This is a genomic window from Amycolatopsis sp. PSD-21 (assembly GCF_055561455.1).
This window is the reverse complement of record NZ_CM145712.1, coordinates 6,614,372-6,640,609: the sequence shown is the minus strand read 5'-3', so window position 1 is coordinate 6,640,609 and position 26,238 is coordinate 6,614,372. Positions and strand designations below refer to the sequence as shown.

Here is a 26,238-nt window from a genome sequence, read left to right as displayed (position 1 = left end):
CCTCCCGCGCTCGATCGTTCTACTGCGTAACCGGCACGGCGAAACCTGACCCGCGGCTATGACTCACGCAGCGACACGAGGATAGCGGCAGGTTGCGCGAAGCTGCGCGGTGGTGTGCGCTGAATGCATGTCAGCACAGGATTTTGACGTGATCGTGATCGGAGGCGGCCCGGTCGGCGAGGTCGCCGCCGAACGGGCAGCGCGGGGCGGCCTCCGGGTCGCGCTCGTCGAACACGAACGCTTCGGCGGCGAATGTTCTTACTGGGCCTGCATTCCGAGCAAGGCGCTGCTGCGGCCGGGGAACCTCCTCGCCGCCGCCAAACGGGTTCCCGGCGTCCCGGTTGGCGACGCGGTCGACCCGGCCGAGGTGTTCGCGCGCCGGGACTGGTTCACCGGCAAGGGAGACGACACCGGACAGGTCGAGTGGGCGGAAGGCGTCGGGATCGTCCCGATCCGCGGCCATGGACGGATCACCGGTGAGCGGGAGATCACGGTCGACGGCGGTGACGTGCTGACCGCACGGCACGCGGTGATCGTCGCCACGGGCAGTGTCCCGCGGACACCGTCGATCCCCGGGCTGGACACCGTTTCCCCGTGGGGTTCGCGAGAGGCGACTTCGGCGGAGAAGGTTCCGGGACGGCTCGGCGTACTGGGCGGCGGTGTCGTCGGAGTCGAAATGGCGCAGGCCTTCGCCACCCTGGGCGCCGAAGTCCACCTGATCATCTCGGGTGAACGTCCGTTGCCGCGGCTGCCGGAGTTCGCGGGAGACGCCGTCGTCGCGGGTCTCCGTGAAGCCGGGGTCACCGTGCACACCGGTTCCGGTCTCGATTCCGTGTCCGCTGTGGACGGTGGTAAGGAATTGGCCTTGAAAGGTGGCGAGCGGTTGGTCGTCGACGAATTGCTCGTCGCCACCGGCCGCCGCCCGGCGACCGACGGGCTCGGCGTCGAGACGCTGGGGCTCGAAGCGGGCGCGCCGCTCACGACGGACGACAACGGCCGCGTGTCCGCTGTGGACGGTGGCTGGCTGTTCGCCGTCGGCGACGTCACCGGCCGGGCGCCCCTGACCCATCAGGGCAAATACGCGGCAAGGGCGGCGGGCGACGCGGTGGCCGCGCAGGCGGCGGGCAAGCCCGTCGACTCCGCCGCATGGAGCGCGCACAGCGCGACGGCCGATCACCACGCCATCCCGCAGGTCGTGTTCACCGACCCGGAGGTCGCTTCGGTCGGGCTCGCCGGTCCGGAGGAGGGCAAGCCGCACCGCGTCGTCGACATCGACATCGCGGTGGCCGGTTCGTCACTGCACGCGGACGGTTACGCGGGCAAGGCGCGGATCGTCGTCGACACCGAACGCGGTGTCCTCGTCGGCGCCACCTTCGTCGGGCAGGACGTGGCGGAACTGCTGCACGCGGCGACGATCGCGATCGTCGGGGAGGTCCCGCTGCCGAGGTTGTGGCACGCGGTCCCGTCGTTCCCCACGATCAGCGAGGTGTGGTTGCGTCTTCTGGAGGCGTACGGCCTCTAGCCGTTCACGGGCAGTTCGAGCGCGGCCTTCGCGCCGCGGACGAGGCCGGGATCGTCCGGAGTGGACGGTCCCGGCACCCACACCACCTGGACCAGCCGGACCGACTTCCCGTCCAGGCTGCTCTGGTAGGCGGCGCCTTCGAACGCCGGGACTTCGCCCTGCCACTGGCCGGTCTCGGTGGCGAGGTCGAGGATGCCGCCCCCGCCGGGGGTGTCGGCGGTGGCCTTGAACGCGGTCGCCTGCCCGGCGTCCGGGAAGTCCACGACGGCGATCGTCACCGCGGCGTTCCGGCCGTCGATGGAGCCGGCGAAACTCGCGCGTTTCACCCCCGCGCAACTCGTCTGCTGGAGGCTCGACTGGACGTCGCCGTACGCGTGCGACGCGCACTTCTGATCCGCGGCGGACGCCCGCGACGTGAACTGGATGTTCTCCACCGCGCTGCTCGGCGGCGGCGGACTGGTGGACGGCGCCGTCGACGGGGCCGGCGGCGGGGGAGCCTGCGTGGACGCCGTGTCGTCACTGCTGGAAGCGACGCTGATGGCCGCGATCAGCAGCACGATGAGCAGGCCGATCGCGGCGACCGGGAGCCATTTCACCGTCTTGGACTGCTGTGACGTCTTCGGTCCGGGCTCGGCGGGGGCGGCCTCCGGCGGCGGGGGCTTCACGGCGACAGCCTGCTGAACGGGCGGAGCGGCCTTCACCGGCTTGGCGGGCGGAGCGGGCGGCACCGCCGATTTCGTGGGTTTCTTCCCCGGATGCTGCACCGGAACCGTCGGCGCGATCGCGACGAGCGGGTTCTCGCGGATCACCGTCGGCTCGTCGTCGGAGTAGGCGCTGAACCCTTCGCCGAGCAACATCTCTTCGGGCATCGGCGGCGCGTCCGGGGCGAGCGCGGCGATCAGCTCGCGCGCCTGCTGGACCGACCGGGGACGGGGCGCGCTGGCCAGGGAGACCGTCGCGGCGAGCATCGTCGTCGCCGTCGGGTAGAGGACGCGGACCGAGCCGGCGAGGTCCGCGGCGGGCTGGTCGACCGTCTCCACATACGGCCCGACGGCGATGATCGTGCCGATCGGCCCGGCGCCGGGGGCGACGTCCGCGATCTTGTGGGTGCACGCGGCGGACAGCGACAGCGCGTCCGTGGCCGGGTTGATCGACGTGTCGCCGTGGACCAGCGGCCAGCCGTCGGCCTTCCACGGTCCGCCGAGCGGGGCTTCGAGCTTCAACGCCGGATCCGGCAGGTCGACGCCGATGACGATGAGGATGCCCTTGGGCATGACGACGACGGCTTCGACGGGCCTGCCGTCGACCGGGCTGGCGCCGATCAGGGCGACCCCGCCGACGACGTTGCTGCCCCGGCCGAGTGAGGCCAGCGCGGCGCGGACGTCCTCGGCCACCCGGGACGGCTGCTGAGCGAGGCGAACGAGTCGCACCGAACCCCTCCCCATCTCGTCGGTCTCGCTGCACAAACTAGCGCCTCCATCCGGAGCAACGGGACGACACGTCGCAGGTAGGCGAGGTGATGTTGCTCCGAAAAGTTGTAATGCGCGTGAGCACCGTCACCCGTCCGGGTGGTACTCGTTGGTAGGTGACAGTTCCCTGCCCCCTGTCACCAGGAGAAACACCATGGCCGCATTTCGCCACTGGCGTCGACGTGCAGCACTCGTCGTCGCCCTGCTAGCCGTCCCGGCCGCGGGGACGGTTCCCGCGCAGGCCGCGGGACCGCTCGCACCCGTCGCCCCCGGACTCTCCCGGCTGCTCTCGGCCGTCACCGGCGCCACCGGGGTGACCGCGTTCGTGCACGCCGACGACATCGCCACCGCCGAACGCGCCGCGCGCACCGCCGGGCTGAAGAAGATCACCTCGTTCGGGAAGATCGGCGTCGTCGCGGTCCGGGGCACGGCGGACCAGGTGCGCGCGGTCCGCGGGGCCGCCGGGGTCACCTACGTCGAAGGCAACGAGAAGCTCAAGGCGCACGGCAGCCCCGGCACCACGGCGACGCGAAGCCTCCAGACCCAGACGCAGCTCAAGGACGCCGGTGGCGCGCCCGTCGACGGCAGGGGCGTCACGGTCGCGGTCATCGACACCGGCGTCGACCCGACGCATCCGGCGTTCAAAGGCGCCGACGGCAAGACGCGGGTCGTGCGCAACCTCAAGAGCCTCTGCCTGAACGGCACCGCCACGAACTGCATCGTCGACGTCCCGACCTCCGTCGACACCGACACGCTCTCCCTCGGCGGCCACGGCACGCACGTCACCGGTATCGCCGCCGGGAACCGGCTGAAACTGTCCGACGGCACCGAGGTCGGCGGCTCGGCGCCGGGCTCGAAGATCGTTTCGGTCTCGACCGGGGCCGCGCTGCTCGTGCTCGGCACGGACGCGGCGCTGAACTGGGTGCTGGAGAACCACAAGGCGCCCTGTGGCGCGGGCGTCGCGGCGTCGGTGTGCCCGCCGATCAAGGTGACCAACAACTCCTACGGGCCGAGCGGCGGCGGTGCCTTCGACCCGAACTCGGCGACGGTGAAGCTGCAGCGCGCGCTCGCCGCGGAAGGCGTCGTCACGGTGTGGGCCAACGGGAACGACGGCGGCGACGGTTCGGCGAACCTCTCCAACCCGCCGGGACAGGACCCGACGCCGGGCGTGCTCTCCGCGGCGTCGTTCAACGACCAGGGCACCGGTACCCGCGACGGCACGGTCTCCGACTTCTCCTCGCGCGGCCTCAAGGCCGACCAGGCGAGCTGGCCCGACGTTTCCGCGCCGGGGGAGAACATCCTCTCGGCGTGCCGTCCGACGCAGCCGATCTGCACGCAGGGCCTCCAGCCCAAGAACGGACCGGGGCTGCTGGACCTCGGCACCTACAACGTGATCAGCGGGACCTCGATGGCGGCGCCGCAGATCGCCGGGATCGTCGCGCAGCTGTTCCAGGTCGCGCCGAACGCGAGCCCGGGTGACATCGAGGCCGCGATCAAGGGCACGGCGTACAAGTTCGCCAACGGCTCGCCGTACGTGGCCGCGGGACCGTACACGTCGAGCTTCGACAAGGGCACCGGCCTGGTGGACACCTTCGCCGCGGCGAAGTCCCTCGGCGCCCAGGGTTGAGTCGTCTCAAGTCCGTGAAGGCCTCCTTGGCGACTGCTGATTTGTTGACCTACTGTCGTTGGCATGGGTGATGACGACAAGGTTAGCGCTGGTCAGGGCGGACGGCGGCCGGTTCTGGACTCGTATGGCCGGTTGTCGAAGGTCCCGGAGACGGGCGAGTTGGAGAAGGTTGAGACGCAGCACGCCGACAACGCGAAGGTGATCAAGCGGGTTGGCGGTGTGCTGGGTCTTGAGCTGTCGGACGGGCTCTCGGCGTGGAAGCGCGGTGTCCGGCGGCCGGATTGGGAACGGCTGTTGGAGCGTGTGCAGTCGGGTGAGTCGGATGGGTGCGTGGTGTGGCACACGGACCGCTTGTTCCGTCAGCCTCGCGATCTGGAAGCGTTGATCGATCTCGCGGAGAACGGGTACAAGGTGTATTCGGCGCACGGTGAGCGGGATCTGGCTAACCCGGATGACCGGTTCATTCTGCGGATTGAGGTCGCGCACGCGGCACGGTCGAGTGATGACACATCGCGGCGGCTGAAGCGGCGGTTTGAGTCGTTCCGGGCACAGGGCAGGGAGACGGGCGGTACGCGCCGGTTCGGGTTCCCCGGCAAAGACACGTGGTGGACCCCGGGCGAGGGGCAGACGAACACCGACCGTCCGGACGTACCCGCCGAACTGGTCGAACGTGAGCGGCAGGCGTTGCGGGACGGCGCGGCACTGCTGTTGTCCGAGGACGGTTCGGCGAGCAAGGTTGCCGACCTGTGGAACGAGCGCGGATTGCTCTCGGTCACGGGTCTGACGTGGGTTCCGAATACGGTGTTGCCGACGATGAAGCGGCATTCGCTGGGCGGGTACCTGGTCCACGACGGGAAGATCGTGGGGAAGCTGGAGGGTGAGCCGATCCTGGACCAGCGCACCTATGACCGGCTGCAAGCGTTGTTCGCCGGGCGCAAGCGGGGGCGGGTGGCTGGCCGCTCGTATGTCGGGACGGGGATTCTGCGGTGCGGGGTCTGCGGTGGGAAGCTCACCGGCCGCACGACGAATGACAGGACGTACGAGGACGGCACGCCGCGTTCCACCTACTTCTGCCCCAAGCAGCGGCGCGGCTGCGGAACGGTGTTCGTCGACCGTCGCGCGGTCGACGACGAGTTGTTGACGTTCGTGGTGGAACGGCTGTCCGACGAACGGCACGCCTCGCAGGTGTCGGCGTTGCGATCGCAGGCCAGTGTTCGCCTGGAAGCGCTGCGGAAGGAGATCACGGAGGTGAAGGGTCTTCAGGCGGGGATCGGCGAACGTCTCGGAAAGCGGAAGATATCGATGGAGGCGTTCGACGTCATGAACGAGCCGTTGGCGGCGGATCTGGCTCGGTTGACGGCGGAACGTGACGCGCTGTCCAGTGTGACGACAGTCGGGCCGACACAGGCAGAGGCTGCCTCGACACTGGAAAAGGACTGGAAGACCGGGGATATCCAGGAATGCCGCGCGATGCTCACGCGCGCGATCGGCAATGACAAACTGGTCGTGCTTCCCAGCAGCCGCACCGGAAAGCGGGTGTTCGACCGAACCCGGTTGCGGAAGCTAGGCCCGGACGAGTTCGCGGCAGTCGTGGCGGCGTGGAACGCCCAACAGGGGAACACGGCCACCGCTTGAGCGGCTCTATCCGTTAGCAGGGAGACGGGGCCGGACGCAATGCGCGTCCGGCCCCGTCTCCCTATTGCGTCCGGTGAACGACTGGTCTCCTCACCGTCCTGTTGTGCGGGCGTCGATACGGCGCAGGACGGCGGCGACGTCGGCGAGATCTTCGCCGCTCATCGGTTCCATACTGGCCACGATCGGACGCCAGTACGCGCGGGACTCCTCACTGATCCGCGAAACGGGAATGTCCGCGCTCCTGTCCTCCGTCTTCAACGCGGAGCCGCCTACGGCCCTCTCGGCGCCCGCCGAGGCGGTGCCCTGCCCGCCGTCCCGGGGCGCGTCGGTGTCTGGCTGGTCTGCGTCCTGCGGGCTGTCCGCGCGGTCACCGTTCGAGGCGTCCTGTCGGCCGCCCCCGCTGTCTCGGCTGTCCTCGGGCGTGTCGTGTTCGTGGTCATGGTCGCTGCCTTTCCGGCGGGTGTCTGCGGTGGCTGGTCGGGGGGCGCGGGGGGAGGCTCCGGGTGTGGTGCCGATTCCCCTGGTTTCCGGCGGTTTACGGGTCGTCGGTGGTGGCATTCCCCCGCCTCCCCTCGTGGTGTTTGCCCTGGTCAACCGAGGGATCTTCGGCGGGGGAGGCTAGGGGGAGAACTCCCCCGGTCCCTGGTGATTCCCCCGTTGCCTCCCCGCGTGCCTGTCGGCGGGCGGCGGCCACGTCGTCGGCGTGGATGTACATGAGCCCGCGCACCTTGCGGAGCCGTTGCCCGTGGTCGGTCAGCACTGCTTTCAGGTCGGCGAACGCCCACGGTTCGTACTCGTCCGCGTTGTACTCGGTAAGGCGGGTGAGCACGGTCTGTGTCCGCACGCGCTGTTCACCGCCGAGCACGTGCGCAATGTCGGCGAGGTGATCCACTGGAGCCGCCTCAATCTCGATTCGCTCCGCTGTCTCTACTGCCCGCCCAGCGTCCTCAATGGACGCCATGGCGCGGGCGATGACCGGTGTCACGTCGTCGGCCTCATCCTCGAACGGCACGTAGAACGTGCGCACCAACTCGAAAATCTCATCGGTGATGCCGACCGCGACACAGGTTCCCCTGTCCCGGTTGATCCGTAGGTCGGTCGCTCGGATACCGGCCGCGTACCGGCCCGAACCCAACAACCCGTCGTTGGCTACCTGGTCGGCCACGGAGAACGCCACGCCGCAGGAGATGTTGCGCGTGATCTCCCGGGGAATGCTGTCCTTTGTGGGCGACTGCGTGGCCAGCAAGAGAACGACGCCGTACTTGCGGCCGCGTTTGATCAGCCGCACCGCCAGCTCCGCCGCCCGCTTCCCGAACTTGGGGTGCTGGAACAGCTCGTGACACTCATCGATCGCACACACCAGCGGGTGCAAGCCCAACGCGCGTTTGTCGGCGAGCTTGCGCGACACCTTCGGCGGCCGCCCGGGTTGTTCGCCGAGCGTCTTGCCGCGTCGCTCCATTTCGGTCAGCAGGTCCGCCAGTGCTTGCGTCGCCGCCTCGGCGACGGTGTCGTCCATTCCCATGCGGTAGCGGGACAACCGGGGTTCGAACGGCGCGAAGTCCGGGGACTCGCCCATCACGAACACCCACAACTCGGCCGTCGGGTCGAGTGCCGCGCCGAGCATGAGCGTGCGCAGCGCCGAGGATTTCCCTTGCCCGGGGCGGCCTCCGACCAGCCAGTTGACCCCGAGCAACGGCGCGTTGATGACCAGCCCGCGTTGCGACAGTCCGAACGGGACACCCTCGAAAAGGTCGACCTGTCCATCGTGGACCAAGGGCCATTCGCCGACGCCGCGGCCTAGGATGCCCTTGTCCGCGACCCACAGATCAAGGATTCCGTCCTCTTCTCCTTTGGTGGGCCAGGTTTCCAGCGACGACCGCCCGAGGTTTGCCGCCAGCTTCGACCGGCGCGCGGCCACCATGTCGGCTGTCACGCCCAGCGGTAACCGGATCTGCGCGAACGTGCCGTCCCCGTCCGTGCGTGGTGGCACGGGGTAGTCGAGTTCGCCACCGTCCTTATAGAACTTGTTCAACGGGCTGATACCGAGATGTGCCAACGCTTTCGAGATCATCCGTTCGTCAATCCACGAATCCGCGTCGTCCCGGTCCGGCCGCACCAGCCAGCCCGCGCCCGGCGTGCGGTCACGTCCCTCGAACGCGGCCGCGACCACCAGCACCAACGGCAACGCCCACAACACCACCGGCCCGAGGAACACCAGCAGCGACCATGCCGCGTCGAGTCCGTTGTAGACCTCGGCGAGCCACGTCCACATGTCCGCCCGTTCCATGAACGCGGCCACCGCCCACAACACCGCCACCACCGGCGCGGCCACCCGCACCGCGATCACGAACCGCCGAACGGCGATACCGAGTTTCGCCCACCGTGCCGTCGCATCCGACCGGATCAACTCCTGCGCGGCGCGGCGTGCTTCCGCGTCGCCTGCCAGCCGTGCCCGCCGCGCGTCCGCCCGCAGGTCGGCATACGTGGCCCACTGCCAGAATTTCAGCAGCCACCGCCACACGCCGCGCGCCACGAACCACACCAGCCGCGCCACATCGCGCGGAGCCTGCCGGACGCGGTACGCGGCCAGCGACCGCGCCCGCACCACCGGCGCGGACTGCCACACCCGACGCAACCACCGGCCGATACTGCGCCGCACCGTCCGCCGCCGTGGCTGCGGCAACGTGTCGTCGACTAGTTCCCCATCGAGGATGGGGCCGACGTGTTCGACGTCGCGTGACCCGGCACGCTCCAGATCACTGGTCATGGCGCACCCCCTCGGCCACCTCGGCCGCCAGCGCGGCGGCCAGCCGGGACGACAGACCACGCGAACACCCGGTGGCTTCCCGCACCCATGCCGGAGTGATCGCCACCTCCGCCGACCACGCCGCCCGCGCGTCGGCCAGATAGTCGGCGAACAGCTTCCGCCGCTCCGGCCGCGCCACCTCGGCCACGGTCGCGGCCGGTTCATGAACCTCCGTGCGGTTCATGGACGTGGAGACGGCGACGTGAACCGCGTCGGTGAGTTTGTCCCGCAGGTCGGTGACCGCCTCGGCGGCCACGAACACCACCACCGGGGGCACCGAGTGCAGCACCACCCCCGCAGGCGAACCGGCCGCCCACGATGACCACGTGTTCATGACATACGTCGCGGCCAGCGTGAGCCACTTCGCCGCACGCACCCACCGTCCGGTGTGGACCTGGTACCGGGCGGTGATCTGTTCGGCCCGCAGGATGGCCAGCAGGATCAGGCACACGGTCGGGTCCAGCAGCCACGCCGTCAGCCATGGCAGCGAACCCACCTCGGCGCCAGCGGCGGCGAACCATTGAACGTTCGCCGTCGTGAACGCCAGCCCGAGCACGATCCCGGACCAGCACAACCGGTCCACCTGACGGCGGACCCGTTCCACCCGCCACGCGATCACGTCCGGGTGGGACTGCCAGCGCCGAACCTCGGCGGCGTCGGCCGCGTCCCGAGCCAACCGATCAGCGTTCGTGGTCATCGGCGACCACCACCCCGACGCCTCGGCACGGTGTCCACTCCCGTGACGGTCAGCGCCCGCGTCAGGACATGCGCCGCGATCAGGTCCGGCACCGCCAGCACTACCAGAAGCAGCAGTGGGCTACCGGGGTGTGTGATCACGAGCCACTGAACGCCCACGAACGCGGCGCCCGTGAACAGCACCCGTCCGGCCAGCGACACCACCCGGGCGCTAGCCCGTGCCGCGTCGGCAGCTTCACGTGCCTTGCGGGCACTGGCCCGCCAGACCGTGAACAGCAGCACCAGGACACCAGCCCCGGCCAGGATCTGTGTCGTCGTCAGAGAGACAGTCATCGTGCCTCACCACCCCGACGACGCAGCCACACCGGAAGCAGCGCCCGCCGATCGGTATCCGGCAACGCGCCCCACACCCCGACCGTGTTCTCACCGGCCGTGCGCAAGTCGAGTTCCAGACACTCATCGATCACCGGGCACCCGGCGCACATCCGTGCCGCCGTCGCCCTGCCGGTCTCACCCTCGGGGAAGTCGCTCCGATCGAACGCCCACAAACACAGGCCGTCCCTTGCCACCACATCGGACAACACGTCATCCGGCACAGCGGACAACCGGTCAAGCTGAGCAGCCATCTCCGTGTATTCGTTCGCAGTCATCGCGCACCACCGCCAAGCACACGCCGCAGTTCGGCGGCGGGAATCACGAGCTTGGAACGTCGACGCACGGCGCGCAGCGTGCCGACACGGATAGCGCGGTGAACTTCATTGCGGTCGACACCGAGAATCCACGCGGCATCGGCCAAGGAGTAGAACGCCGGGTCACCGGCGGCAGGAAAGTTGTTCGTCATTAGTTTGTGTCCTTAAGTCAATTGCGATGATTTCATCGCATATTTTGAGCTGATTTAGTCGCCTTGAGGCGTGGGAGTGGTCCGAATGCGCGACGCGATGTCGATCTCGCCGCCGCGCAAACCAGGAAGCGCTAATCTCGGCGCTGAGGCGGACCACGGAGGAATGGGTGTCGGAAGATTGGGCGGCGGTCGCGAAGGCCATCAACGAGCGCGTTCACGAGCTCGGATGGAAACAACGCGAACTGGCGGAACGCTCGCAGGTTTCCCAGGCGATCGTTCGCGAGATCCAGAACCACACCGTGGAGCGCAAGCGAAGTGACCGGACGTTGGAAGCTCTGGCGTTGGCGCTCGGTTTGCACCCGCAACACCTGCTTGCGGTGCTGCACGGTCGGATTCCCCCCGCGCCGGGTCAACCGCGTGAGGATATGGAAGACGCAGTGTCGGCACGACTGGCCGTCATTGAGCGACGCCTCACGGACGTCACTGAACAGCTCACTGCCCTGCGGGCAGAAATTGCCGACGTGCTGAGTCGGCCGAACGGAAACTAGGGGTCCAATGCTGAGCGGCGTCGACTGCCTTCGTGGCCAGATCGCCGGCGAGTTCTCGGTGTTTTTCATGCCTCAAGGAAACGGCAGCAAGGCACCTCTGCGCAGGTGGCTGAGGTTAACCGCGGAACCATTAACTGCGATTAACTACGCAGCTCAACGCGGTTATCGGTGGGTGGCGGCCGATGGCTGAGACGAGGCTTCAAGCCGTACGCAGGCAGCTCGGCTACAAGGCCGAGGACGTCATAAAGATGCTCTTGCGACGTGCCGACAGTCTGGCCGTTCCCGTGATGTCGGCAACGAGCCTCAAGACCAAACTGTCCCGTTGGGAGAACGGCCGCGAGACCGTCAGCCAGCCTTACCGTCGTCTGTTCCGCGACGTCTACGGCCGCACCAACGAAGAACTTGGTTTCCCCGAAGAGGAAGTGAACGACGAGGCAGACGAACTGATCTCGCGACTCGCGCTCGCACGCTCGGTTGACGCCGAGACAGTCGAGATCTTCAAGCGGCAGGTTGACCAAGCTCGGCACGTGGACCGACGGTTCGGCGGCGTAGCACTACTGGATCAGCTACGCAGCAACATCGAGCAGATACAGAGCCTGCTTGGATTCAGCACGATGCACGGTCAACGCCAAGCACTCGCCGGAGTCCTTACCGAGGCATCGGCGCTCGCCGGTTGGGAAGCTCTCGACCGCAACGCGATCAGGCAGGCGTGGGAGCACCACGAGACGGCGAAGGCGGCCGCCCGCGAAGCGGGGTCACCGTTCTTGCTTGCGCACTCGACTGCGCAACAGGCGTTCATCTTGATTGACCTCGGCGAGGTAGATTCGGCCGTCGGACAACTCGCCGAAGCACGCGCGCTTGCCGACCGCACGGCTCCGCCAGTCCTGCGAGCTTGGATGGCGGCGGCACACGGGGAAGGACTCGCGGCGGCGGGCCAGAGGGACGACGCGCTACGTGCGTTCGACTCGGCGGACGGCCACTTACCCTCCGACCCCGTGGACCCGGCTCTGCCCTTCCTATTCCTCGGGGGAGCACACCTCGATCGATGGCGCGGCAACGCGCTGAGCAAACTCGGCGAGCCGGACGCGATCCAGCGTCTCACTGACGCGTTACCGCGCCTGCCGCCGGATTTCATCCGCGCCAAGACTGGCATGTTGGTGGACCTAGCTTTCGCCTTCGCGGCGGCAGGCGACCGAGATGCTTCACTCGACTATGCACGGCAGGCGCGGCGGCTCGCCGCGCAGATCAAGTCAGATCGGCAACTACGCCGTCTCGGTGGGCTGATCTTGCCCGGAAGCACCGTCAGCGACATTGCGTGAGGCGATGTAGTACAGCAGCGGAACCAAGGCGCCAGCGCCGAGAATCTCCCTACGCTGCGCCAATTCCGGAATCCGACTGAGGGGAACCCACTCAAGCCGACCAACTTCCTCAGTATCCGTTGGCTCGCCTACCTTCTCGGCGGCCCGCCACAAGTAGACGTCCGTCTGTGCTGTGACCTGCCCGGGTAGCGGCTCGAAGCCGATCAGGTGTTCCGGTTCGCCGGTCGGCTGGTAGCCGCTTTCCTCCCGGATCTCGCGGGCGGCTGTCGCGGCGGGTTCCTCACCGTCTTCGACAAGGCCGCCGAGTAGTTCGTAGCCCCACTGGTCCGTGGCGAATCGGTAGCGCCACAACATCAAGACGCGATCCTGATCGTCCACGATCAGCCCGATCGCGATGCGTGCCAGGTGCACAACGTGGTACTCCCAGCGCTCGCCGTTCGGCGCCTGAACGTCGGTCAGCCCGAGGCGTACCCACTTGTTGTCATAGACGGTCCGCTCACCAAAGGTCTTCCAGGACCCAACATCTCCAGTCACGCACGGAGCCTAGCGTGAACCGACGCGTGCCATTAGCTGTTCAAGTCGGCGATTCTGCCGCGCAGAGCCGATATCAGCGGCGAGCGCTTGCGCGCGTCCGATGTGCACATGAGCTTGATCACGCTCACGGATCGCGGCAAACGCCGTCGCCAGGTCAACCCGCAACGCCGTCTCCGCGCGAACAAACGTGGGGTCAAGACGAGCAAGTGCGTCACTGAGCACGTCAATTGCTTCCGGCTCACCGACTCTCGCGAGAGCGTGACCGCGCCAGCGGCCCAGGTGGACGGGATCAAGGGCGAGATACGGCCCATCATCCTGCCCAACGTCATCCGGGAGCAACGCTGCGGCGTGATCGAACGCGCGAAGGCTCTCAGAACGTTGTCCATCAGCGGCGAGCGTCTCGCCGTGCGCAGCAGCAAGCCACGCCCGAACCGGCCGATCAGTCTTCCTGTCAGCCCGTTGACGAATGCTCGTCATCAACTCGACGGCCGATGCCGTCTTCCCGAAGTCGAGCAACACGAAAGCTTGTCCCGCGCTGGTGTGCGCCTCGAACGCTGGGTTCGTTGATTCCCGGGCGGCCATCTTGCCGTCCTCGTAGTGCCGCCAGGATTGCGCCACATGTCCGAGGTCCAGCGCTTGCCACCCGGCGAGCGTTCTCAACTCGGAGAGCAAGGCCGCCAGTTCCTCGCGTGTCGTCGGCATGACGCTGTGTCCCATAAGCCTGCCGACCTGCCCGACCTTCGTGACCACTTCATCATGGGCGAGTACGGCGCCCAGTTGCCGATCAAGCCTCCGTGTCATGGTCAACTGATCGCGTAGGAGTTGAAGCACGGAACCATCGATCCGGCCAGACGCCCGCAGCAGCGCGCGGAACTCGGCATCTTCGTCGGACGACTCCGGAAGTGCCCGAGGCGGTACGAGTAGGTCATCGATCCCGACGCCAAAGATCCGTTCCAGGAGCCTGACGGTTGGCTGTTGAGGACGCCCGAGCGGCTTACCGCCGTCGCCCCTCCCGGATGCCAACCGCTTCACGTGTCGCACGCTTAGGGTGCCAGGCTCGCCGCACTCCTTGGCGAACCTCGTTGCGAACTCGGCGAACTCGGCGAACGTCTCTCGCCGATCCCAAATCAGTTGCTCAAGCACCGTGTGCGGGCGACGTGACTGCTTCTCGCTATCCATGCCTGCACCCCTTTCGCCTTGTGGCCCTCGCATGGCCCGCAGCTGGCCCAGCGATGGCCTCCGCCGAAATCAGTGTATCTGGGACGCTGATCTCGGCGTATCCAGTCGTTACGGCTGGCCAAGACGACAGGTCGAGTGGACTGATCATGAGCGACACAAGGTCAACGGCGGTTCTCGATAGCCCGGCGACGACACCGCGCGCTTACGGCTACATGCGGGTTCCTTGCGACGTTCCAGACAACAAGGTTCGAAAACTCGAAAACCAAGTGGTCACATTCGCCGAGAATAACGGTCTCCGATTCGTCGGCTTCTTTTTCGAGTTTCATTGTGGATCACGTGAAGCTTTCGATGAATTGGTGGCCGAACTAGTTCGAACCAACGCACATCACGTCGTAGTGCCAAGCCTCCGTCATCTTGCTCAAAATGTACTACTGCAAGATCAAATGTTGGAGCACTTGAGCTTTAAAGCCCGCGCCCAGGTTTTGGCAATGCGACTCAAAACAGCAATCGAATAAGAAGGGGTTGGCAAACCTTGGGAAAAGACCGCGAGCCGACCAAGCAAGAGCTACAGGCCGCTGCGGCCTCACTTGAAGCTCTATATGCGGGCGACAACAAGAAAGCGGCAGTTATAGACAAGCTGCTAGAAATGACTATCGAGGACAACGACAAAAATGCCGAAGGATAGTAGCAGTTCCGCAATGAATGACGACACTAAGGCGCTAATCGAGTCGCTTCAAGCGGTAGCTGCCCAAGCTGGGACAATCGCCGATGCCTTGATGCTCGGCAGGATGACACCCGAAAAACAGCGAGCATACGCAGTCCTGCTAAACGAGCTATCCAAACTTCTTCACGAACACGCCGACCTACAAGAGACGGAGTAGCCTCAATGGTCGGCTGGGGAATCTTTTCGCTCGTGGTCATAGCAGTACCTGTCATTGCCTTCTTTGCCTGGCTACTGAACGAGCACTTAAGCAACCGCCGACGTCGAAAGTTTCTCCAGCACCACGAGCAGCGTTCCGTATCTGGAATACGGAAGCGCATCGAACGAGAGTTGACCAACGAGGACACACAAGTAATGCCAAAGATTCAGTGCGGACCGTTGAAGCCGGATCCACTCCAGGAAGGTAGCCGGTCCGGTAGGTTGCCACCTGTGAAGCGCCCTAGATACTACACGCACACGTGTACCCGAAATCAGCAAAGAAGAGGCACCGACCACTCCCTTTAGTCTCCCCGATGGTCGTTAAAGTCGCCGCTCCTGGTTGCCTCCACCAGAAACCAGGCGGAATCCAAGGTGGTGAGCGGGCATTAGTCCTTATCCCCCGCAATGATCCACCTGCGACCAGCGGGACCCCAGGGTCGAGCCGCCCGCGTCTGCTCAGCAATCAGACGCGGGCGGCTCCTCGTTGCGCTGCCCTGTCCCTACGGCGGCGGGATACAGGCGGACACCTGCGCTGCTGGTCACAAGTAGGTAAACAAAACGGTAGTCGCCTTGAGGGACCCAGAGTCCCTCAAGGAGGCCTTGACGGAACCTGAGCCCGGGCGGTCTCGTCCCAGGCGCACCAACGGGCACAGCGGCCGCGCGTGAAGGCCCCCTTCCCTCGGCTGAGCCGAGGAAACTCGCCCTTCACACCTTCCCCAGTACATGAAGGCCCCCTTCCTTGCGCCTAGGTACAGGAAGGGGGCCTTCATGTACTTCAAGGTGGGCACGCCCCGCCGCTCACTTGAACACCCGCGTGAGGGATCCCTCCGGCCGTGCCCGCGGTGAGGTGGCGGCGACCTTCACGCGAGTCGTGCGTCCCAATCAGGTGCGACTTGTGGTGTTCATGTGGCCAAACAGCACAGTTGGGGTGCACAATGTGCTCACGCGTACCGGGAGGCGGCACGAGCCACCTGACCAGCGCAGCTCGCGAGGTCGTAGGGGAAGACGCCCCTCGTCGAGTAGCGGAGGTCAGCAGTGAGCACCCGTGGCAACACCCGTGGCGTGGTGTACGTCCACTCGTCGCCGTCTGCGGTGTGTCCGCACGTCGAGTGGGCCATTTCGGGCACCCTGGGTGCCCGAGTCGAGTTGAAGTGGACGGCGCAGCCCGCCAGTCCAGGACAGCTCCGCGCCGAATGTGGTTGGCGTGCGCCTTCGGGCACCGGCGGAAAGCTGGCGTCCGCGCTCAAGGCGTGGCCGATGATCCGGTTCGAAGTCACCGAAGAGCCCAGTGCGGGGGTCGACGGGGAGAGGTTCTGTTTCGCTCCGGGCCTCGGCCTGTGGCACGGCAGGACCAGTGCCAACGGCGACATCGTCGTGGGCGAGGACCAGTTGCGCGCCCTGGTGAGCAAGGTCCGCACCGGCGAATCGCTGGCGCACAAGCTTGACGAGCTCCTCGCCGCCAATTGGGACGAAGCGCTCGAACCGTACCGGCACGCCGGTGACGGTGCCCCGGTCACCTGGCTGCACCAAGTCGGGTAGACGCCGGTGATGACGGAAGAGGCGGGCGGCTAACCTTTCAGGGTGACCGCCCAGCCTCGCCCCCTCTCTCGCCAGCGGTGGCTGATCCCCGTTCTCGTGGTCGTGATCTCCTTGACCGTCGGCGTGGGGTTGCTGGCACGTGATCTCTACACGCGCCCGGAGGCCGCGCCGTCCGAGCCGGTCGTGAGCGAGTCTCCGACGTCCGTCGCCCCGGAGCAGCAGCCCGGCTCGCCCGTCGTCGAGGTGACCCCGGACGTCTTCGCGCATCCGCAGTACCAGAACGTCCGGCAGGTGCTGCAGGGGTATTTCGACGCCATCAACGATCGCGACTATCCGAAGTGGACATCGGTGGTCAGCCGCGAGCGGGCGAAGACCAAGACCGCGGCCGAGTGGAGGAAGGACTACCAGTCCACTCGGGACGGCAGCATCCTCGTCTACCGCGTCGAGCCGGGCACGCCGAACACACTCCGGGTGCTCGTCGCCTTCACCAGTACGCAGGACGTCGAAGACGCGCCGCTGTACCTGCCGGAGGGGTGCATCCGCTGGCGGCTGGTGCTGCCGCTGCGGCTGGAGAGCGGGTCGTGGCGGGTCGACACGACCGACGGCGGGACCAACCCCGAGCACGAAAGATGCTGAAGTAAGGGGTGACATGGTCCCCGAGGCTGACGCGGGCGGGGGCCGGGCGGAATAGAGTCGCGGGCATGGCAATTGATCAGCCGGCCCTGCTGGCCGACGCCTCGAGGGGGCTCACCAGCGAAGAGGTCGCCCAGCGGGTGGCCGCGGGCCAGACCAACACGGTCTCGACGAAGACCAGCCGGACGACCGGCGAAATCATCCGGGCGAACGTCTTCACCCGGATCAACGCGATCTACGGCGTGCTGTTCGTGCTCATCCTGTCGACGGGCTACTTCATCGACGGGTTGTTCGGCGGTCTGATCATCGTCAACAGCGCGGTCGGCATCATCCAGGAACTCCGGGCGAAACGGACACTGGAACGGCTCGCGATCGTCGGGCAGGCGAAGCCCACCGTCCGCCGTGACGGGCGGAGCAGCGAGATCGCCCCGGAAGACGTCGTGCTCGGGGACCTCGTCGAACTGGGGCCCGGCGACAAGATCGTCGTCGACGGCCCGGCGCTGACGGCCGACGCGCTGGAGGTCGACGAATCGCTGCTGACCGGTGAATCCGACCCGGTGGTCAAGCAGCCCGGCGACAAGGTGCTGTCCGGCAGCTTCGTCGTCGCCGGCAGCGGCACCTACCGCGCGGACATCATCGGCGACGAGTCCTACGCGGCGAAGCTGGCCGCGGAGGCCAGCAAGTTCACCCTGGTCAAGTCGGAACTGCGCCAGGGCATCGACAAGATCCTCAAATTCATCACGTACCTGCTCATCCCGGCGGGCGCGCTGACGATCTACAACCAGCTCGCGGGCGACCAGGCGTGGCCGGACGCGCTGCGCGGCATGGTCGCGGCGCTCGTGCCGATGGTGCCCGAGGGCCTGGTGCTGATGACCAGTGTCGCGCTGGCGGTCGGGGTCATCCGGCTGGGCAAACGCCAGTGCCTGGTCCAGGAACTCCCGGCGATCGAAGGGCTCGCCAGGGTCGACGTGGTGTGCGCGGACAAGACCGGCACGCTCACCGAGAACGCGATGCGGCTGTCCGAGGTCCGGGAGATCACGCCGGGCCGTCCGGTGGACGACGTGCTCGCCGCGCTCGCCGCCGCCGATCCGCGCCCGAACGCGAGCCTTCAGGCGATCGCGGAGGCGCACCGGACCGATCCGGGCTGGCGGGTCTCCACGACCATGCCGTTCTCCTCGGCGCGCAAGTGGAGCGGCGCGTCGTTCGACGGCCACGGCGACTGGGTGCTCGGCGCGGCCGACGTCCTGCTGCCCGAGGGCGAGCACCGGACGGAGGCCGAGAAGATCGGTTCGCGCGGTTTGCGGGTCCTGCTGCTGGGCCGTGCCGAGCGGGCCGTCGACGCGGCCGAAGGACCCGGCGAGATCGAACCGGTCGCGCTCGTGGTGCTGGAGCAGAAGGTCCGCCCGGACGCGAAGGACACACTGGACTTCTTCGCGCACCAGGACGTCGCGGTCAAGGTCATCTCCGGCGACAACGCCATTTCGGTGGGCGCCGTCGCGGGCACCCTGGACCTGCCGGGCGCGGACAAGCCCATCGACGCGCGGAAGCTGCCGGACGACGCGGAGAAGCTGGCCGACACCGTCGAGGATCGCGCCGTCTTCGGCCGCGTGACGCCGTTGCAGAAACGCGCGATGGTCGGTGCCCTGCAGTCGAAGGGGCACACCGTCGCGATGACCGGCGACGGCGTGAACGACGTCCTCGCGCTGAAGGACGCGGACATCGGTGTCGCCATGGGCGCCGGCAGCCCGGCCACCCGCGCGGTCGCGCAGATCGTGCTGCTGGACGACAAGTTCGCCACCCTGCCGCACGTGGTCGCCGAAGGGCGGCGGGTGATCGGCAACATCGAACGCGTCTCGAACCTGTTCCTCACCAAGACGGTCTACTCGGTACTGCTGGCGCTGATGGTCGGCATCGCGCAGGTGCCGTTCCCGTTCCTGCCGCGGCACATCACGATCACCGCCTGGTTCACGATCGGCCTGCCCGCCTTCGTGCTCTCGCTGGCGCCGAACAACGAACGCGCCCGCACCGGCTTCGTCGGGCGGGTGATGCGGATGGCCGTCCCGGCCGGGCTGGTCATCGCCACCGCGACGTTCGTGAGCTACCTGCTGGTGTACAAGGGATCCGGACAGTCCGAACTGGACAAGATCCAGGCGGGCACGACCGCGCTGATCACGCTCATCACGATCGCGCTGTGGGTGCTCGGGATCGTCGCGCGGCCGTACCGGTGGTGGAAGATCCTGCTGATCGGCGGGATGGTCGTGCTGACGCTCGCGTTGTTCCTGATCCCGTTCACGCAGAAGTTCTTCGCGCTGGACCCGAGCGTGAGCGCGTACACGCTGTCGGCGTTCGCCTGCGCCGGGGTGGGGATCGTGCTGGTGGAGGCCGCCTGGTGGATCGGGCGGCATCTGGTCAAGCGTCAGGAGGCGTGACCGGGGAGTTCCCGAAGGAACGCGCCTTCATGACCTCCGGAACCGCCTCGGATGGCAAAGAGCGCGCTGTGAAAGCCACTTTCGCAACCTTCAACGTTGCGAAAGTGGCTTTCGCAACACCGCGTCCGCAGTCGCGTGGCCGGGATGTCGCGAAAGCCACTTTCGAGACACCTGATGTCCCGAAAGTGGCTTTCGCGACACGCCTGGCTCGGTGAGCGGACAGTAAGCCGCCACCCAAAAATACGTGAAGGCCCCCTTCACTGCGCTAGACGCGGTGAAGGGGGCCTTCACGTACTGAAATCAGGCCGCCGGGGTGAACAGCAGCGCCGTGTTGTGCCCGCCGAAACCGAACGAGTTGCTGATCGCCGCGCCCAGCTCGACCTTGCGCGCCTCACCGGAGACGACGTCGAGCTGCACCTTCGGGTCCAGGTCTTCGAGGTTCAGCGTCGCCGGGATGAGACCGTGGTAGATCGCCAGGATCGTGGCGATGCCCTCGACCGCGCCCGCACCGCCGACCAGGTGGCCGAGCGCGCCCTTGGGGGCGGTCACCACGACGTGCTCACCGATGGCCTTGCGGATCGCCGCGGCCTCGCCGACGTCGCCGACGACCGTCGAGGTCGCGTGCGCGTTGACGTGGCCGACGTCGGCAGGGGAGACCCCGGCCATCGTCATCGCCTGCCGCATGGCGGCGATCTGGCCGACGCCCTCCGGGTGGTTGCCGGTGATGTGGTACGCGTCCGACGTGATCCCGTACCCGCTCAGCTGCGCGTAGATCCGCGCGTTGCGGGCCTTGGCGCGGTCCGCCCGCTCCAGGATCACGACGCCGGAGCCCTCGCCGAGGACGAAACCGTCACGGTTCACGTCGAACGGCCTGGACGCCTTGGTCGGGTCGTCGTTGCGCGTGGACACCGTCCGCGCCTGGGCGAAACCGGCGAGCGTGATCGGGTGGATGCACGATTCGGCACCACCGGCGACCACGACGTCGGCACGGCCCGAGCGGATCATCTCGTAGCCGGCGGCGATACCTTCCGCGCCCGACGCGCAGGCCGACGCGGGCGAGTGCACACCGGCACGCGCCTTCAGGTCGATCCCGACGTGAGCGGCGGGGCCGTTCGGCATCAGCATCGGCACGGTCAGCGGGGAGACCTTGCGGAGTCCCTGCTTGTGCAGAAGGTCGTTCTGGGAGATGAGGGTGACCGGACCGCCGACACCGGTACCGATGGTCACCCCGAGGCGCTCGGGTTCCACATCCTGATGCTCGTCGGTCGGCTGCTCGAAGCCCGCGTCCGCCCAAGCCTGCCGGGCGGCGATGAGCGCCACCTGCTCACAGCGGTCCAGCCGCCGGGCCTGGACCCGCGGCAGGACTTCGGACGGGTCGACGGCGAGCATGGCGCCGATCTTCACCGGCAGTTCGAGTTCGTCGACCCAGTCGGCTTCGATGCGGCGGATCCCGCTCGCCCCGGCGAGCAGGCCGTCCCACGTGGACGCGACGTCCCCGCCGAGCGGCGTGGTCGCGCCCATCCCGGTGATCACGACGTCGATGTTGCTCATTGGAGTCTCCCCAAGGTCGGCGCCAATCAAGAAGTCGGACTTACTTGGAGTTGGCCGACACGTAGTTCACCGCGTCGCCAACGGTCTTCAGGTTCGCCAGCTCGTCGTCCGGGATCTTGACGCCGAACTTGTCCTCGGCCTGGACAGCGATCTCCACCATGGACAGCGAGTCGATGTCGAGGTCGTCCACGAAGGACTTCTCGGCGGTCACGTCGTCCTGCGCCACACCGGCGACCTCTTCGACGATCTCGGCGAGGCCGGCGAGGATCTCTGCGTTGTCTGCCACTGGTTGTTCCCTTCTCGGTGATGCTTTCGGCTGCCCCGCGGACACGGTGCCCGCGGGGGAAGTATTCATCACGGGCAGACGAAGGCCTGGCCCGCGTAGGAGAGTCCGGCCCCGAAGCCCACGGCGAGTACGACGTCGCCCGTTTTGACGGTCCCGGCCTTGCGCATGTGGTCCAGCGCCAGCGGGATCGACGCGGACGAGGTGTTGCCCGAGTACTTGATGTCGTCGGCGACGACCATGTCCTCGCGGGCGCCCTTGGCACGCAGCTTCTTGGCGATGGCCTCGACGATGCGCAGATTGGCCTGGTGCGGGATCAGCACGTCCACATCGGACGGTTCGAGCCCGGCGAGTTCCAGCGCCTGCATGGCGATCGGCGCGATCTGCGTGGTCGCCCAGCGGAAGACCGACTGGCCCTCCTGGTAGATCCACTTGTCGTCGCGCATGTAGATCAGGTCGACGTGCTCACCCGCGCTGCCCCAGGCGACCGGGCCGATCTGCGGGGTGTCGGCCGCGCCGACCACGGCCGCGCCGGCGCCGTCGGCGAAGATGATCGCGTTCGCGCGGTCGACCGGGTCGACGTGGTCGGTGAGCTTCTCGGCGCCGATGACGAGCGCCTTCTTCGCGCTGCCCGCACGGATCAGGTCCGAGGCGACGCCGATGCCGTAGCAGAACCCGGCGCAGGCGGCGTTGAGGTCGAACGCGGCCGGATGCGTGATGCCGATCCGGTCGGCCACCTGCGCGGCGGCGTTCGGGATCTGGGTGGGCATCGTGCAGTTCGGCAGGATGACCGTGTCCACTTCGGACGGGTCCACGCCGGCGTCGGCCAGCGCGGCGGTGCCCGCCTTGACCGCCATGTCGACCAGCGACTCGTCCTTCTCGGCGAACCGGCGCTCGATGATGCCGACCCGCTCGCGGATCCACTGGTCGTTGGTGTCCATGATCTTCGAGAGATCGTCGTTGGTCACGATCTTCTCGGGCTGGAAGCTCCCGACACCGAGGATGCGGGTCCCGGCGGCGCCCGGCGCCTGCCGCAAAGTGGATCGGTCGGTCACGAAGCGTCCTCCTGCCCCTGAAGCTTCGCCAGCTCGGCAGGCGTCTTCAGAGCGATCGTGGTGGTCACGGTTCCCTTGAGCTGCCGCTTGACCAGCCCGGTCAGCGTGCCCGCCGGCGGAAGTTCGAGCGTCGAGGTGACACCCGCGGAGACCAGACCGTCCATGGTCAGGTCCCAGCGCACCGGGTTCGTGACCTGCTCGACCAGCCGGTCGAGGTACTCGGCCCCGCTGGTGACGACCTGGCCGTCGGCGTTCGACAGCAGCGGACGCGTCGGGTCCGCCGGGGTGATCTTCGCAGCGTGGGCCGCCAGCGCTTCACGCGCGGGTGCCATGTAGGCGGTGTGGAACGCGCCCGCGACCTTGAGCGCGCGGACCTTCGTGCCCTCCAGCGGCTCGGCGACGATCTTCTCGATCGCGCCGGCGGCACCGGAGGCGACGATCTGGCCGGCGCCGTTGCGGTTCGCCGCGGCGAGGCCGTGGCCCTCGAGCCACGCGACGACCTGTTCCGGGTCGCCGAGCATGACCGCGGCCATGCTGGTGGGCTCCAGCGCGCACGCCTTCGCCATCTCGGCGCCGCGGACGGCTGCCAGGGCGACGGCGTCTTCGGGGCTCAGGACCCCGGCGACGGCGGCGGCGGCCAGCTCGCCGACGGAGTGACCGGCGACCGGCGCGTCCGCGGCGACCGGGGCCTCACGCTGAAGGTGCTCGAACGCCAGCAGTGACAGCGCCACGATCAGTGGCTGCGTGATCGCGGTGTCCTGGATCTCTTCGGCGTCCGCTTCGGTGCCGAGGCGGACGAGGTCGAGACCGGCCCGCTCGGACCAGGCTTCGACGCGCGCGCGGGCGCTGTCGAGCTCGAGCCAAGGGGAGAGCATGCCTGGGGCTTGGGAACCCTGACCGGGGGCGAGGACTGCAACTGTCACCCCATTAGAGAACACTCTCGGCCACCATGGTCGTGATGCCGACGCTCACCAAGTCCGGCCGACGTAATTGTCGGAACCCTCCAAAAGCGCCTTCCTGATCTCCGCGCTTAACCCAAAAGCCTTGTCGGGTTCAACCAGCTTTCCCTATGAGGTCCATCACTGCGCAGAGTTACCAACCGGTTCGCCGGAGGTCGTGCGCCCGCCTGAGCGATTTGCCCGTTTCGGCGAGCGCGTGCGCAGGGGCCGGGTGTCGCGAAAGCCACTTTCGGGACACCAGACGTCCCGAAAGTGGCTTTCGCGACATGCCTCGGCCGAAGCGAGCCCGAGTCGCCGGCTACCAGAGACCGCGGGCACGGGCCAGCCGCCCGACGGTCAGCGCCACCTTCAGCACCCAGGCGTCCCGCGATTCGGCGGCGTGGCGGCCGGTGAGCTCGGCCGCTTTCCGCAGCCGGTACCGGACGGTGTTCGGATGCACGAACAGCGTCCGGGCGCAGGTCTCCAGGACGCCGCCGCTGTCGAGATAGGTCTCCACGGTCCGCAGCAGCGCCGGGCCGGCTTCCTCCAGCGGTCGCGCGATCTGCTCGACCAGCAGGCGCTCGGCCTCGGGGTCGCCGGACAGCGCGCGTTCCGGCAGCAGGTCGATCGACCTCGCGGGCCGGGGCGCGCCGGGCCAGCCGACGACGGCACGCAGCCCGGAAAGCGCCTCTGTCGCGCTGTGGTGCGCTTCGGCGAGCGTGGGCACCGTCGGCCCGGCGACGACCGGACCCTCGGCGAAGGCGACCGAAAGCTTGGTGAGGATTTCGCGGTCCTTGACGCTGCCGTCGGTGGGTCCGGCGACGACCACGACCAGCCGGGAGCCCTGCACCGAAAGCAGCACCGGGCGCCCGACCCGCGCGGCGCGGCTGCGCACTTCGAACACGACGGCGGGCGGGTCGTCCGAGGTCGGAGTGCCGACCAGCGCGGTGGCGGGCGCGGCCGGATCCCAGCCGAGCGCGGCGGCGCGGGAGAGCACCGCTTCCTCGGCGTCGCCGCGGACGATGCCGTCGACGACCAGCGCCTCCAGCCGCGCATCCCAGGCGCCTCGCGCCTCGGCGGCGGCCGCGTAGGAGTTCGCGGCGGCGAAGGCGATCTCCCTGCCGTAGCGCAGGATCCCCTCGATCAGCGCGGCGCGTTCCGCCTCGTTCGCGGCGAACTCCGGCAGCTGCTCCTCGAACACCTCGATCGCCAGCCGCACCATGCCGACCGCCTGCCGGAGGCTCACCCACCGGGAAAGCTCGGCGGGGGCTTCGCGGAAGGCTTCCGTGGTGAGGGAGAGTGCCTCCTTCGTGTCGCGGAGCCAGTCGACGAAACCGGCGGCACCCGCCTGGGTGATCAGCAGGACGCTCGCGCGCTGGTCGGCGGGGAGGCGGGCGAACCAGCTCAGCCGCTCCTCCATCACCGCCACACTCGCGCTCGCGAGCCGGCCGGAGGCGTGTTCGAGCCGCCGGAGGGTCTTGGCGGACAGCCCGTGGTGCTTGGGCACACGCCGTCCGGAGGTCGCATCAGCCATGGTCAGCCGATCCTAGGCCGTGTCCGGCAAGTCGTGTTCACGGTCTTCGCGAGCCGCCCTGCCGGACATGGCCTGGTCCGCCGGGCAAAGGGCGCCGTCATCCTGCGGCCTTTCGCCGCCGGCGTCCGAAGTGGACAGTCATCGGCAGTGAATGGTGAAAGGTATTCGGATAAAACTCGAGGCCGCCCGGCGCTAGCGTTTTTCGCTGCGCCGGACGGCCTCGTCTCCCCGGTCCCCACCGGTGGAACAAGTATGGGACTTGTCGATCTTTTCCCGCTAGCCGACTCACTCGATCGTGGGGCGCCGAGTTGCCGGTACGGGGCTCGTGATCAACGATCCCTCGCAAGCCGCACCGGGTAGGTCGCGGATGCGCAGAGGAGGGAGTTCGCCGTGGGCGAGCAGCTGAAAGACGGTCTGGGACAAGCATGGAACCTTGTCGCCACCTTCGTGCCGAAATTGCTCGGTTTCCTGATCATCCTGCTGATCGGCTGGCTGATCGCGAAAGCCGTGTCGAAGGGTTTGGGACTGGTTCTGTCGAAGATCGGTTTCGGCAAGCTCATCGAGAAGACCGGACTCACCGGAACGCTCAAACAGGCGAATGTCGACGCGGGCGGGATCCTCGTCAAACTCGTGTACTACTTCATTCTCCTGATCGCGTTGCAGCTCGCGTTCGGCGTATTCGGTGAGAGCAATCCGGTCAGCGCGCTGCTCAACGACATCATCGCGTTCCTGCCGCGGATCCTGGTGGCGCTGGTGCTGGTGATCGTCGCGGCCGCCGTCGCGAAGGTCGTCCGCGACCTGGTGACCGGTGCGCTGTCCACCCGGCCGGCCGGACGGCTGCTCGGCACGATCGCCTACTGGATGATCATGGCCTTCGGCATCATCGCCGCACTCGGCCAGGTGAACATCGCGACGGCCGTGACGGGGCCGGTCCTGATCACCGTGCTCGCCACCATCGGCGGCGTGATCGTCGTCGGCTTCGGCGGCGGCCTGATCAAGCCGGCGCAGGAGCGCTGGCACGGCTGGCTGGCCAACCTGCAGGGCCAGCTGGAGGCCGGGGAGGGCAAGCGGGAGGTCCGTTCGGAGCCGCCGACTTCGCCCGTGGGCATCGGTCGCGTAGATTCCTGAGCATCCGCGCGGGCCCGGTGATCGAGGAAGGCACCGGGCCCGCGTGGAGTCGA

At 67.7% G+C, this 26,238-nt stretch carries 26 protein-coding genes; 12 read left to right on the top strand and 14 right to left on the bottom strand.

Going from position 1 to position 26,238, the window contains the following annotated elements; translation table 11 throughout:
* Positions 1-148 precede the first annotated feature (148 nt).
* Positions 149-1,522: a dihydrolipoyl dehydrogenase family protein gene (locus ACZ1DY_RS31050; RefSeq protein WP_465481771.1), complete on the top strand. Its 1,374-nt coding sequence runs from the start codon at positions 149-151 to the stop codon at positions 1,520-1,522.
* On the opposite strand, the gene ACZ1DY_RS31045 is transcribed toward ACZ1DY_RS31050, so the two are convergent.
* A complete protein-coding gene (locus ACZ1DY_RS31045) occupies positions 1,519-2,952 on the bottom strand; it encodes a hypothetical protein (RefSeq protein WP_465481770.1) in 1,434 nt (477 codons plus the stop codon). The two genes, ACZ1DY_RS31050 and ACZ1DY_RS31045, sit on opposite strands and share 4 nt — an antisense overlap.
* Before the next feature lie 193 nt (positions 2,953-3,145).
* Between ACZ1DY_RS31045 and ACZ1DY_RS31040 the strand changes: the two genes are divergently transcribed.
* Complete coding sequence (locus ACZ1DY_RS31040) at positions 3,146-4,618, top strand: S8 family serine peptidase (protein WP_465481769.1); 1,473 nt, start codon at positions 3,146-3,148, stop codon at positions 4,616-4,618.
* 63 nt (positions 4,619-4,681) lie between these two features.
* A complete protein-coding gene (locus tag ACZ1DY_RS31035; RefSeq protein WP_465481768.1) occupies positions 4,682-6,253 on the top strand; it encodes a recombinase family protein in 1,572 nt (523 codons plus the stop codon).
* A 90-nt stretch (positions 6,254-6,343) separates the two neighbouring features.
* Here the strand turns inward: ACZ1DY_RS31035 and ACZ1DY_RS31030 are convergent, their stop codons facing one another.
* From ACZ1DY_RS31030 to ACZ1DY_RS31005, 6 genes are all read right to left on the bottom strand, one after another.
* Positions 6,344-6,511, bottom strand: coding sequence for a hypothetical protein (locus ACZ1DY_RS31030; protein ID WP_465481767.1), 168 nt, complete (start codon positions 6,509-6,511; stop codon positions 6,344-6,346).
* Between the two features lie 277 nt (positions 6,512-6,788).
* Entirely contained in the window at positions 6,789-9,020 is a 2,232-nt protein-coding gene (locus tag ACZ1DY_RS31025; protein ID WP_465481766.1) for an FtsK/SpoIIIE domain-containing protein, read from the bottom strand.
* A complete protein-coding gene (locus ACZ1DY_RS31020; protein WP_465481765.1) occupies positions 9,010-9,756 on the bottom strand; it encodes a hypothetical protein in 747 nt (248 codons plus the stop codon). The genes ACZ1DY_RS31025 and ACZ1DY_RS31020 overlap by 11 nt, the downstream gene beginning before the upstream one ends.
* A complete protein-coding gene (locus ACZ1DY_RS31015) occupies positions 9,753-10,088 on the bottom strand; it encodes a hypothetical protein (protein ID WP_465481764.1) in 336 nt (111 codons plus the stop codon). The genes ACZ1DY_RS31020 and ACZ1DY_RS31015 overlap by 4 nt, the downstream gene beginning before the upstream one ends.
* Positions 10,085-10,405, bottom strand: a complete 321-nt coding sequence (locus tag ACZ1DY_RS31010) for a WhiB family transcriptional regulator (RefSeq protein ID WP_465481763.1) — start codon at positions 10,403-10,405, stop codon at positions 10,085-10,087. The genes ACZ1DY_RS31015 and ACZ1DY_RS31010 overlap by 4 nt, the downstream gene beginning before the upstream one ends.
* Positions 10,402-10,596 (bottom strand): helix-turn-helix domain-containing protein, encoded by a 195-nt coding sequence (locus ACZ1DY_RS31005; RefSeq protein WP_465481762.1) that lies wholly within the window; start codon positions 10,594-10,596, stop codon positions 10,402-10,404. The genes ACZ1DY_RS31010 and ACZ1DY_RS31005 overlap by 4 nt, the downstream gene beginning before the upstream one ends.
* A gap of 167 nt (positions 10,597-10,763) precedes the next feature.
* On the opposite strand from ACZ1DY_RS31005, the gene ACZ1DY_RS31000 reads away from it, so the two are divergent.
* Positions 10,764-11,144 carry a helix-turn-helix domain-containing protein gene (locus ACZ1DY_RS31000; protein WP_465481761.1) on the top strand — a complete coding sequence of 127 codons (381 nt, stop codon included), beginning with the start codon at positions 10,764-10,766 and terminating at the stop codon, positions 11,142-11,144.
* Between the two features lie 182 nt (positions 11,145-11,326).
* Positions 11,327-12,463 (top strand): tetratricopeptide repeat protein, encoded by a 1,137-nt coding sequence (locus ACZ1DY_RS30995; protein WP_465481760.1) that lies wholly within the window; start codon positions 11,327-11,329, stop codon positions 12,461-12,463.
* On the opposite strand, the gene ACZ1DY_RS30990 is transcribed toward ACZ1DY_RS30995, so the two are convergent.
* The gene (locus ACZ1DY_RS30990) at positions 12,407-12,997 is read right to left on the bottom strand and encodes an NUDIX hydrolase (RefSeq protein ID WP_465481759.1); all 591 of its coding nucleotides are present in this window, start codon (positions 12,995-12,997) and stop codon (positions 12,407-12,409) included. The genes ACZ1DY_RS30995 and ACZ1DY_RS30990 overlap by 57 nt on opposite strands.
* A gap of 9 nt (positions 12,998-13,006) precedes the next feature.
* Positions 13,007-14,176: a hypothetical protein gene (locus ACZ1DY_RS30985; protein ID WP_465481758.1), complete on the bottom strand. Its 1,170-nt coding sequence runs from the start codon at positions 14,174-14,176 to the stop codon at positions 13,007-13,009.
* Between the two features lie 146 nt (positions 14,177-14,322).
* Between ACZ1DY_RS30985 and ACZ1DY_RS30980 the strand changes: the two genes are divergently transcribed.
* The 6 genes from ACZ1DY_RS30980 to ACZ1DY_RS30955 all read left to right on the top strand — a co-directional run bounded on the left by ACZ1DY_RS30980 (position 14,323) and on the right by ACZ1DY_RS30955 (position 19,911).
* Positions 14,323-14,691: a recombinase family protein gene (locus ACZ1DY_RS30980; protein ID WP_465481757.1), complete on the top strand. Its 369-nt coding sequence runs from the start codon at positions 14,323-14,325 to the stop codon at positions 14,689-14,691.
* A 17-nt stretch (positions 14,692-14,708) separates the two neighbouring features.
* A complete protein-coding gene (locus tag ACZ1DY_RS30975) occupies positions 14,709-14,861 on the top strand; it encodes a hypothetical protein (protein WP_465481756.1) in 153 nt (50 codons plus the stop codon).
* A 1,269-nt stretch (positions 14,862-16,130) separates the two neighbouring features.
* Positions 16,131-16,634: a DUF3145 domain-containing protein gene (locus ACZ1DY_RS30970; RefSeq protein WP_091599164.1), complete on the top strand. Its 504-nt coding sequence runs from the start codon at positions 16,131-16,133 to the stop codon at positions 16,632-16,634.
* 42 nt (positions 16,635-16,676) lie between these two features.
* Positions 16,677-17,270: a hypothetical protein gene (locus ACZ1DY_RS30965; protein WP_465481755.1), complete on the top strand. Its 594-nt coding sequence runs from the start codon at positions 16,677-16,679 to the stop codon at positions 17,268-17,270.
* A gap of 65 nt (positions 17,271-17,335) precedes the next feature.
* Positions 17,336-19,696, top strand: a complete 2,361-nt coding sequence (locus ACZ1DY_RS30960) for a cation-translocating P-type ATPase (protein ID WP_465481754.1) — start codon at positions 17,336-17,338, stop codon at positions 19,694-19,696.
* Positions 19,693-19,911, top strand: coding sequence for a hypothetical protein (locus ACZ1DY_RS30955; protein ID WP_465481753.1), 219 nt, complete (start codon positions 19,693-19,695; stop codon positions 19,909-19,911). Before ACZ1DY_RS30960 ends, ACZ1DY_RS30955 begins: the two co-directional genes overlap by 4 nt.
* 85 nt (positions 19,912-19,996) lie before the next feature.
* On the opposite strand, the gene ACZ1DY_RS30950 is transcribed toward ACZ1DY_RS30955, so the two are convergent.
* The 5 genes from ACZ1DY_RS30950 to ACZ1DY_RS30930 all read right to left on the bottom strand — a co-directional run bounded on the left by ACZ1DY_RS30950 (position 19,997) and on the right by ACZ1DY_RS30930 (position 25,057).
* Entirely contained in the window at positions 19,997-21,247 is a 1,251-nt protein-coding gene (locus ACZ1DY_RS30950) for a beta-ketoacyl-[acyl-carrier-protein] synthase family protein (protein WP_034311114.1), read from the bottom strand.
* 40 nt (positions 21,248-21,287) lie between these two features.
* Positions 21,288-21,533 (bottom strand): acyl carrier protein, encoded by a 246-nt coding sequence (locus ACZ1DY_RS30945; protein WP_004559006.1) that lies wholly within the window; start codon positions 21,531-21,533, stop codon positions 21,288-21,290.
* Between the two features lie 68 nt (positions 21,534-21,601).
* Positions 21,602-22,585 (bottom strand): beta-ketoacyl-ACP synthase III, encoded by a 984-nt coding sequence (locus ACZ1DY_RS30940; RefSeq protein ID WP_125692366.1) that lies wholly within the window; start codon positions 22,583-22,585, stop codon positions 21,602-21,604.
* Positions 22,582-23,508 (bottom strand): ACP S-malonyltransferase, encoded by a 927-nt coding sequence (locus ACZ1DY_RS30935; protein ID WP_465481752.1) that lies wholly within the window; start codon positions 23,506-23,508, stop codon positions 22,582-22,584. Before ACZ1DY_RS30935 ends, ACZ1DY_RS30940 begins: the two co-directional genes overlap by 4 nt.
* A gap of 334 nt (positions 23,509-23,842) precedes the next feature.
* Positions 23,843-25,057: a PucR family transcriptional regulator gene (locus tag ACZ1DY_RS30930; protein ID WP_126736013.1), complete on the bottom strand. Its 1,215-nt coding sequence runs from the start codon at positions 25,055-25,057 to the stop codon at positions 23,843-23,845.
* Positions 25,058-25,447: 390 nt separating this feature from the next.
* Between ACZ1DY_RS30930 and ACZ1DY_RS30925 the strand changes: the two genes are divergently transcribed.
* The gene (locus tag ACZ1DY_RS30925; RefSeq protein WP_465481751.1) at positions 25,448-26,185 is read left to right on the top strand and encodes a mechanosensitive ion channel family protein; all 738 of its coding nucleotides are present in this window, start codon (positions 25,448-25,450) and stop codon (positions 26,183-26,185) included.
* Positions 26,186-26,238: the final 53 nt, after the last annotated feature.

Bases quoted from the DNA above. Each gene is read 5' to 3' on its own strand.
- ACZ1DY_RS31040 (WP_465481769.1), top strand. From the start codon at position 3,146: ATGGCCGCATTTCGCCACTGGCGTCGACGTGCAGCACTCGTCGTCGCC.
- ACZ1DY_RS31035 (WP_465481768.1), top strand. From the start codon at position 4,682: ATGGGTGATGACGACAAGGTTAGCGCTGGTCAGGGCGGACGGCGGCCG.
- ACZ1DY_RS31025 (WP_465481766.1), bottom strand. From the start codon at position 9,020: ATGACCAGTGATCTGGAGCGTGCCGGGTCACGCGACGTCGAACACGTC.
- ACZ1DY_RS31020 (WP_465481765.1), bottom strand. From the start codon at position 9,756: ATGACCACGAACGCTGATCGGTTGGCTCGGGACGCGGCCGACGCCGCC.
- ACZ1DY_RS31015 (WP_465481764.1), bottom strand. From the start codon at position 10,088: ATGACTGTCTCTCTGACGACGACACAGATCCTGGCCGGGGCTGGTGTC.
- ACZ1DY_RS31010 (WP_465481763.1), bottom strand. From the start codon at position 10,405: ATGACTGCGAACGAATACACGGAGATGGCTGCTCAGCTTGACCGGTTG.
- ACZ1DY_RS31005 (WP_465481762.1), bottom strand. From the start codon at position 10,596: ATGACGAACAACTTTCCTGCCGCCGGTGACCCGGCGTTCTACTCCTTG.
- ACZ1DY_RS30995 (WP_465481760.1), top strand. From the start codon at position 11,327: ATGGCTGAGACGAGGCTTCAAGCCGTACGCAGGCAGCTCGGCTACAAG.
- ACZ1DY_RS30985 (WP_465481758.1), bottom strand. From the start codon at position 14,176: ATGGATAGCGAGAAGCAGTCACGTCGCCCGCACACGGTGCTTGAGCAA.
- ACZ1DY_RS30980 (WP_465481757.1), top strand. From the start codon at position 14,323: ATGAGCGACACAAGGTCAACGGCGGTTCTCGATAGCCCGGCGACGACA.
- ACZ1DY_RS30960 (WP_465481754.1), top strand. From the start codon at position 17,336: ATGGCAATTGATCAGCCGGCCCTGCTGGCCGACGCCTCGAGGGGGCTC.
- ACZ1DY_RS30950 (WP_034311114.1), bottom strand. From the start codon at position 21,247: ATGAGCAACATCGACGTCGTGATCACCGGGATGGGCGCGACCACGCCG.
- ACZ1DY_RS30930 (WP_126736013.1), bottom strand. From the start codon at position 25,057: ATGGCTGATGCGACCTCCGGACGGCGTGTGCCCAAGCACCACGGGCTG.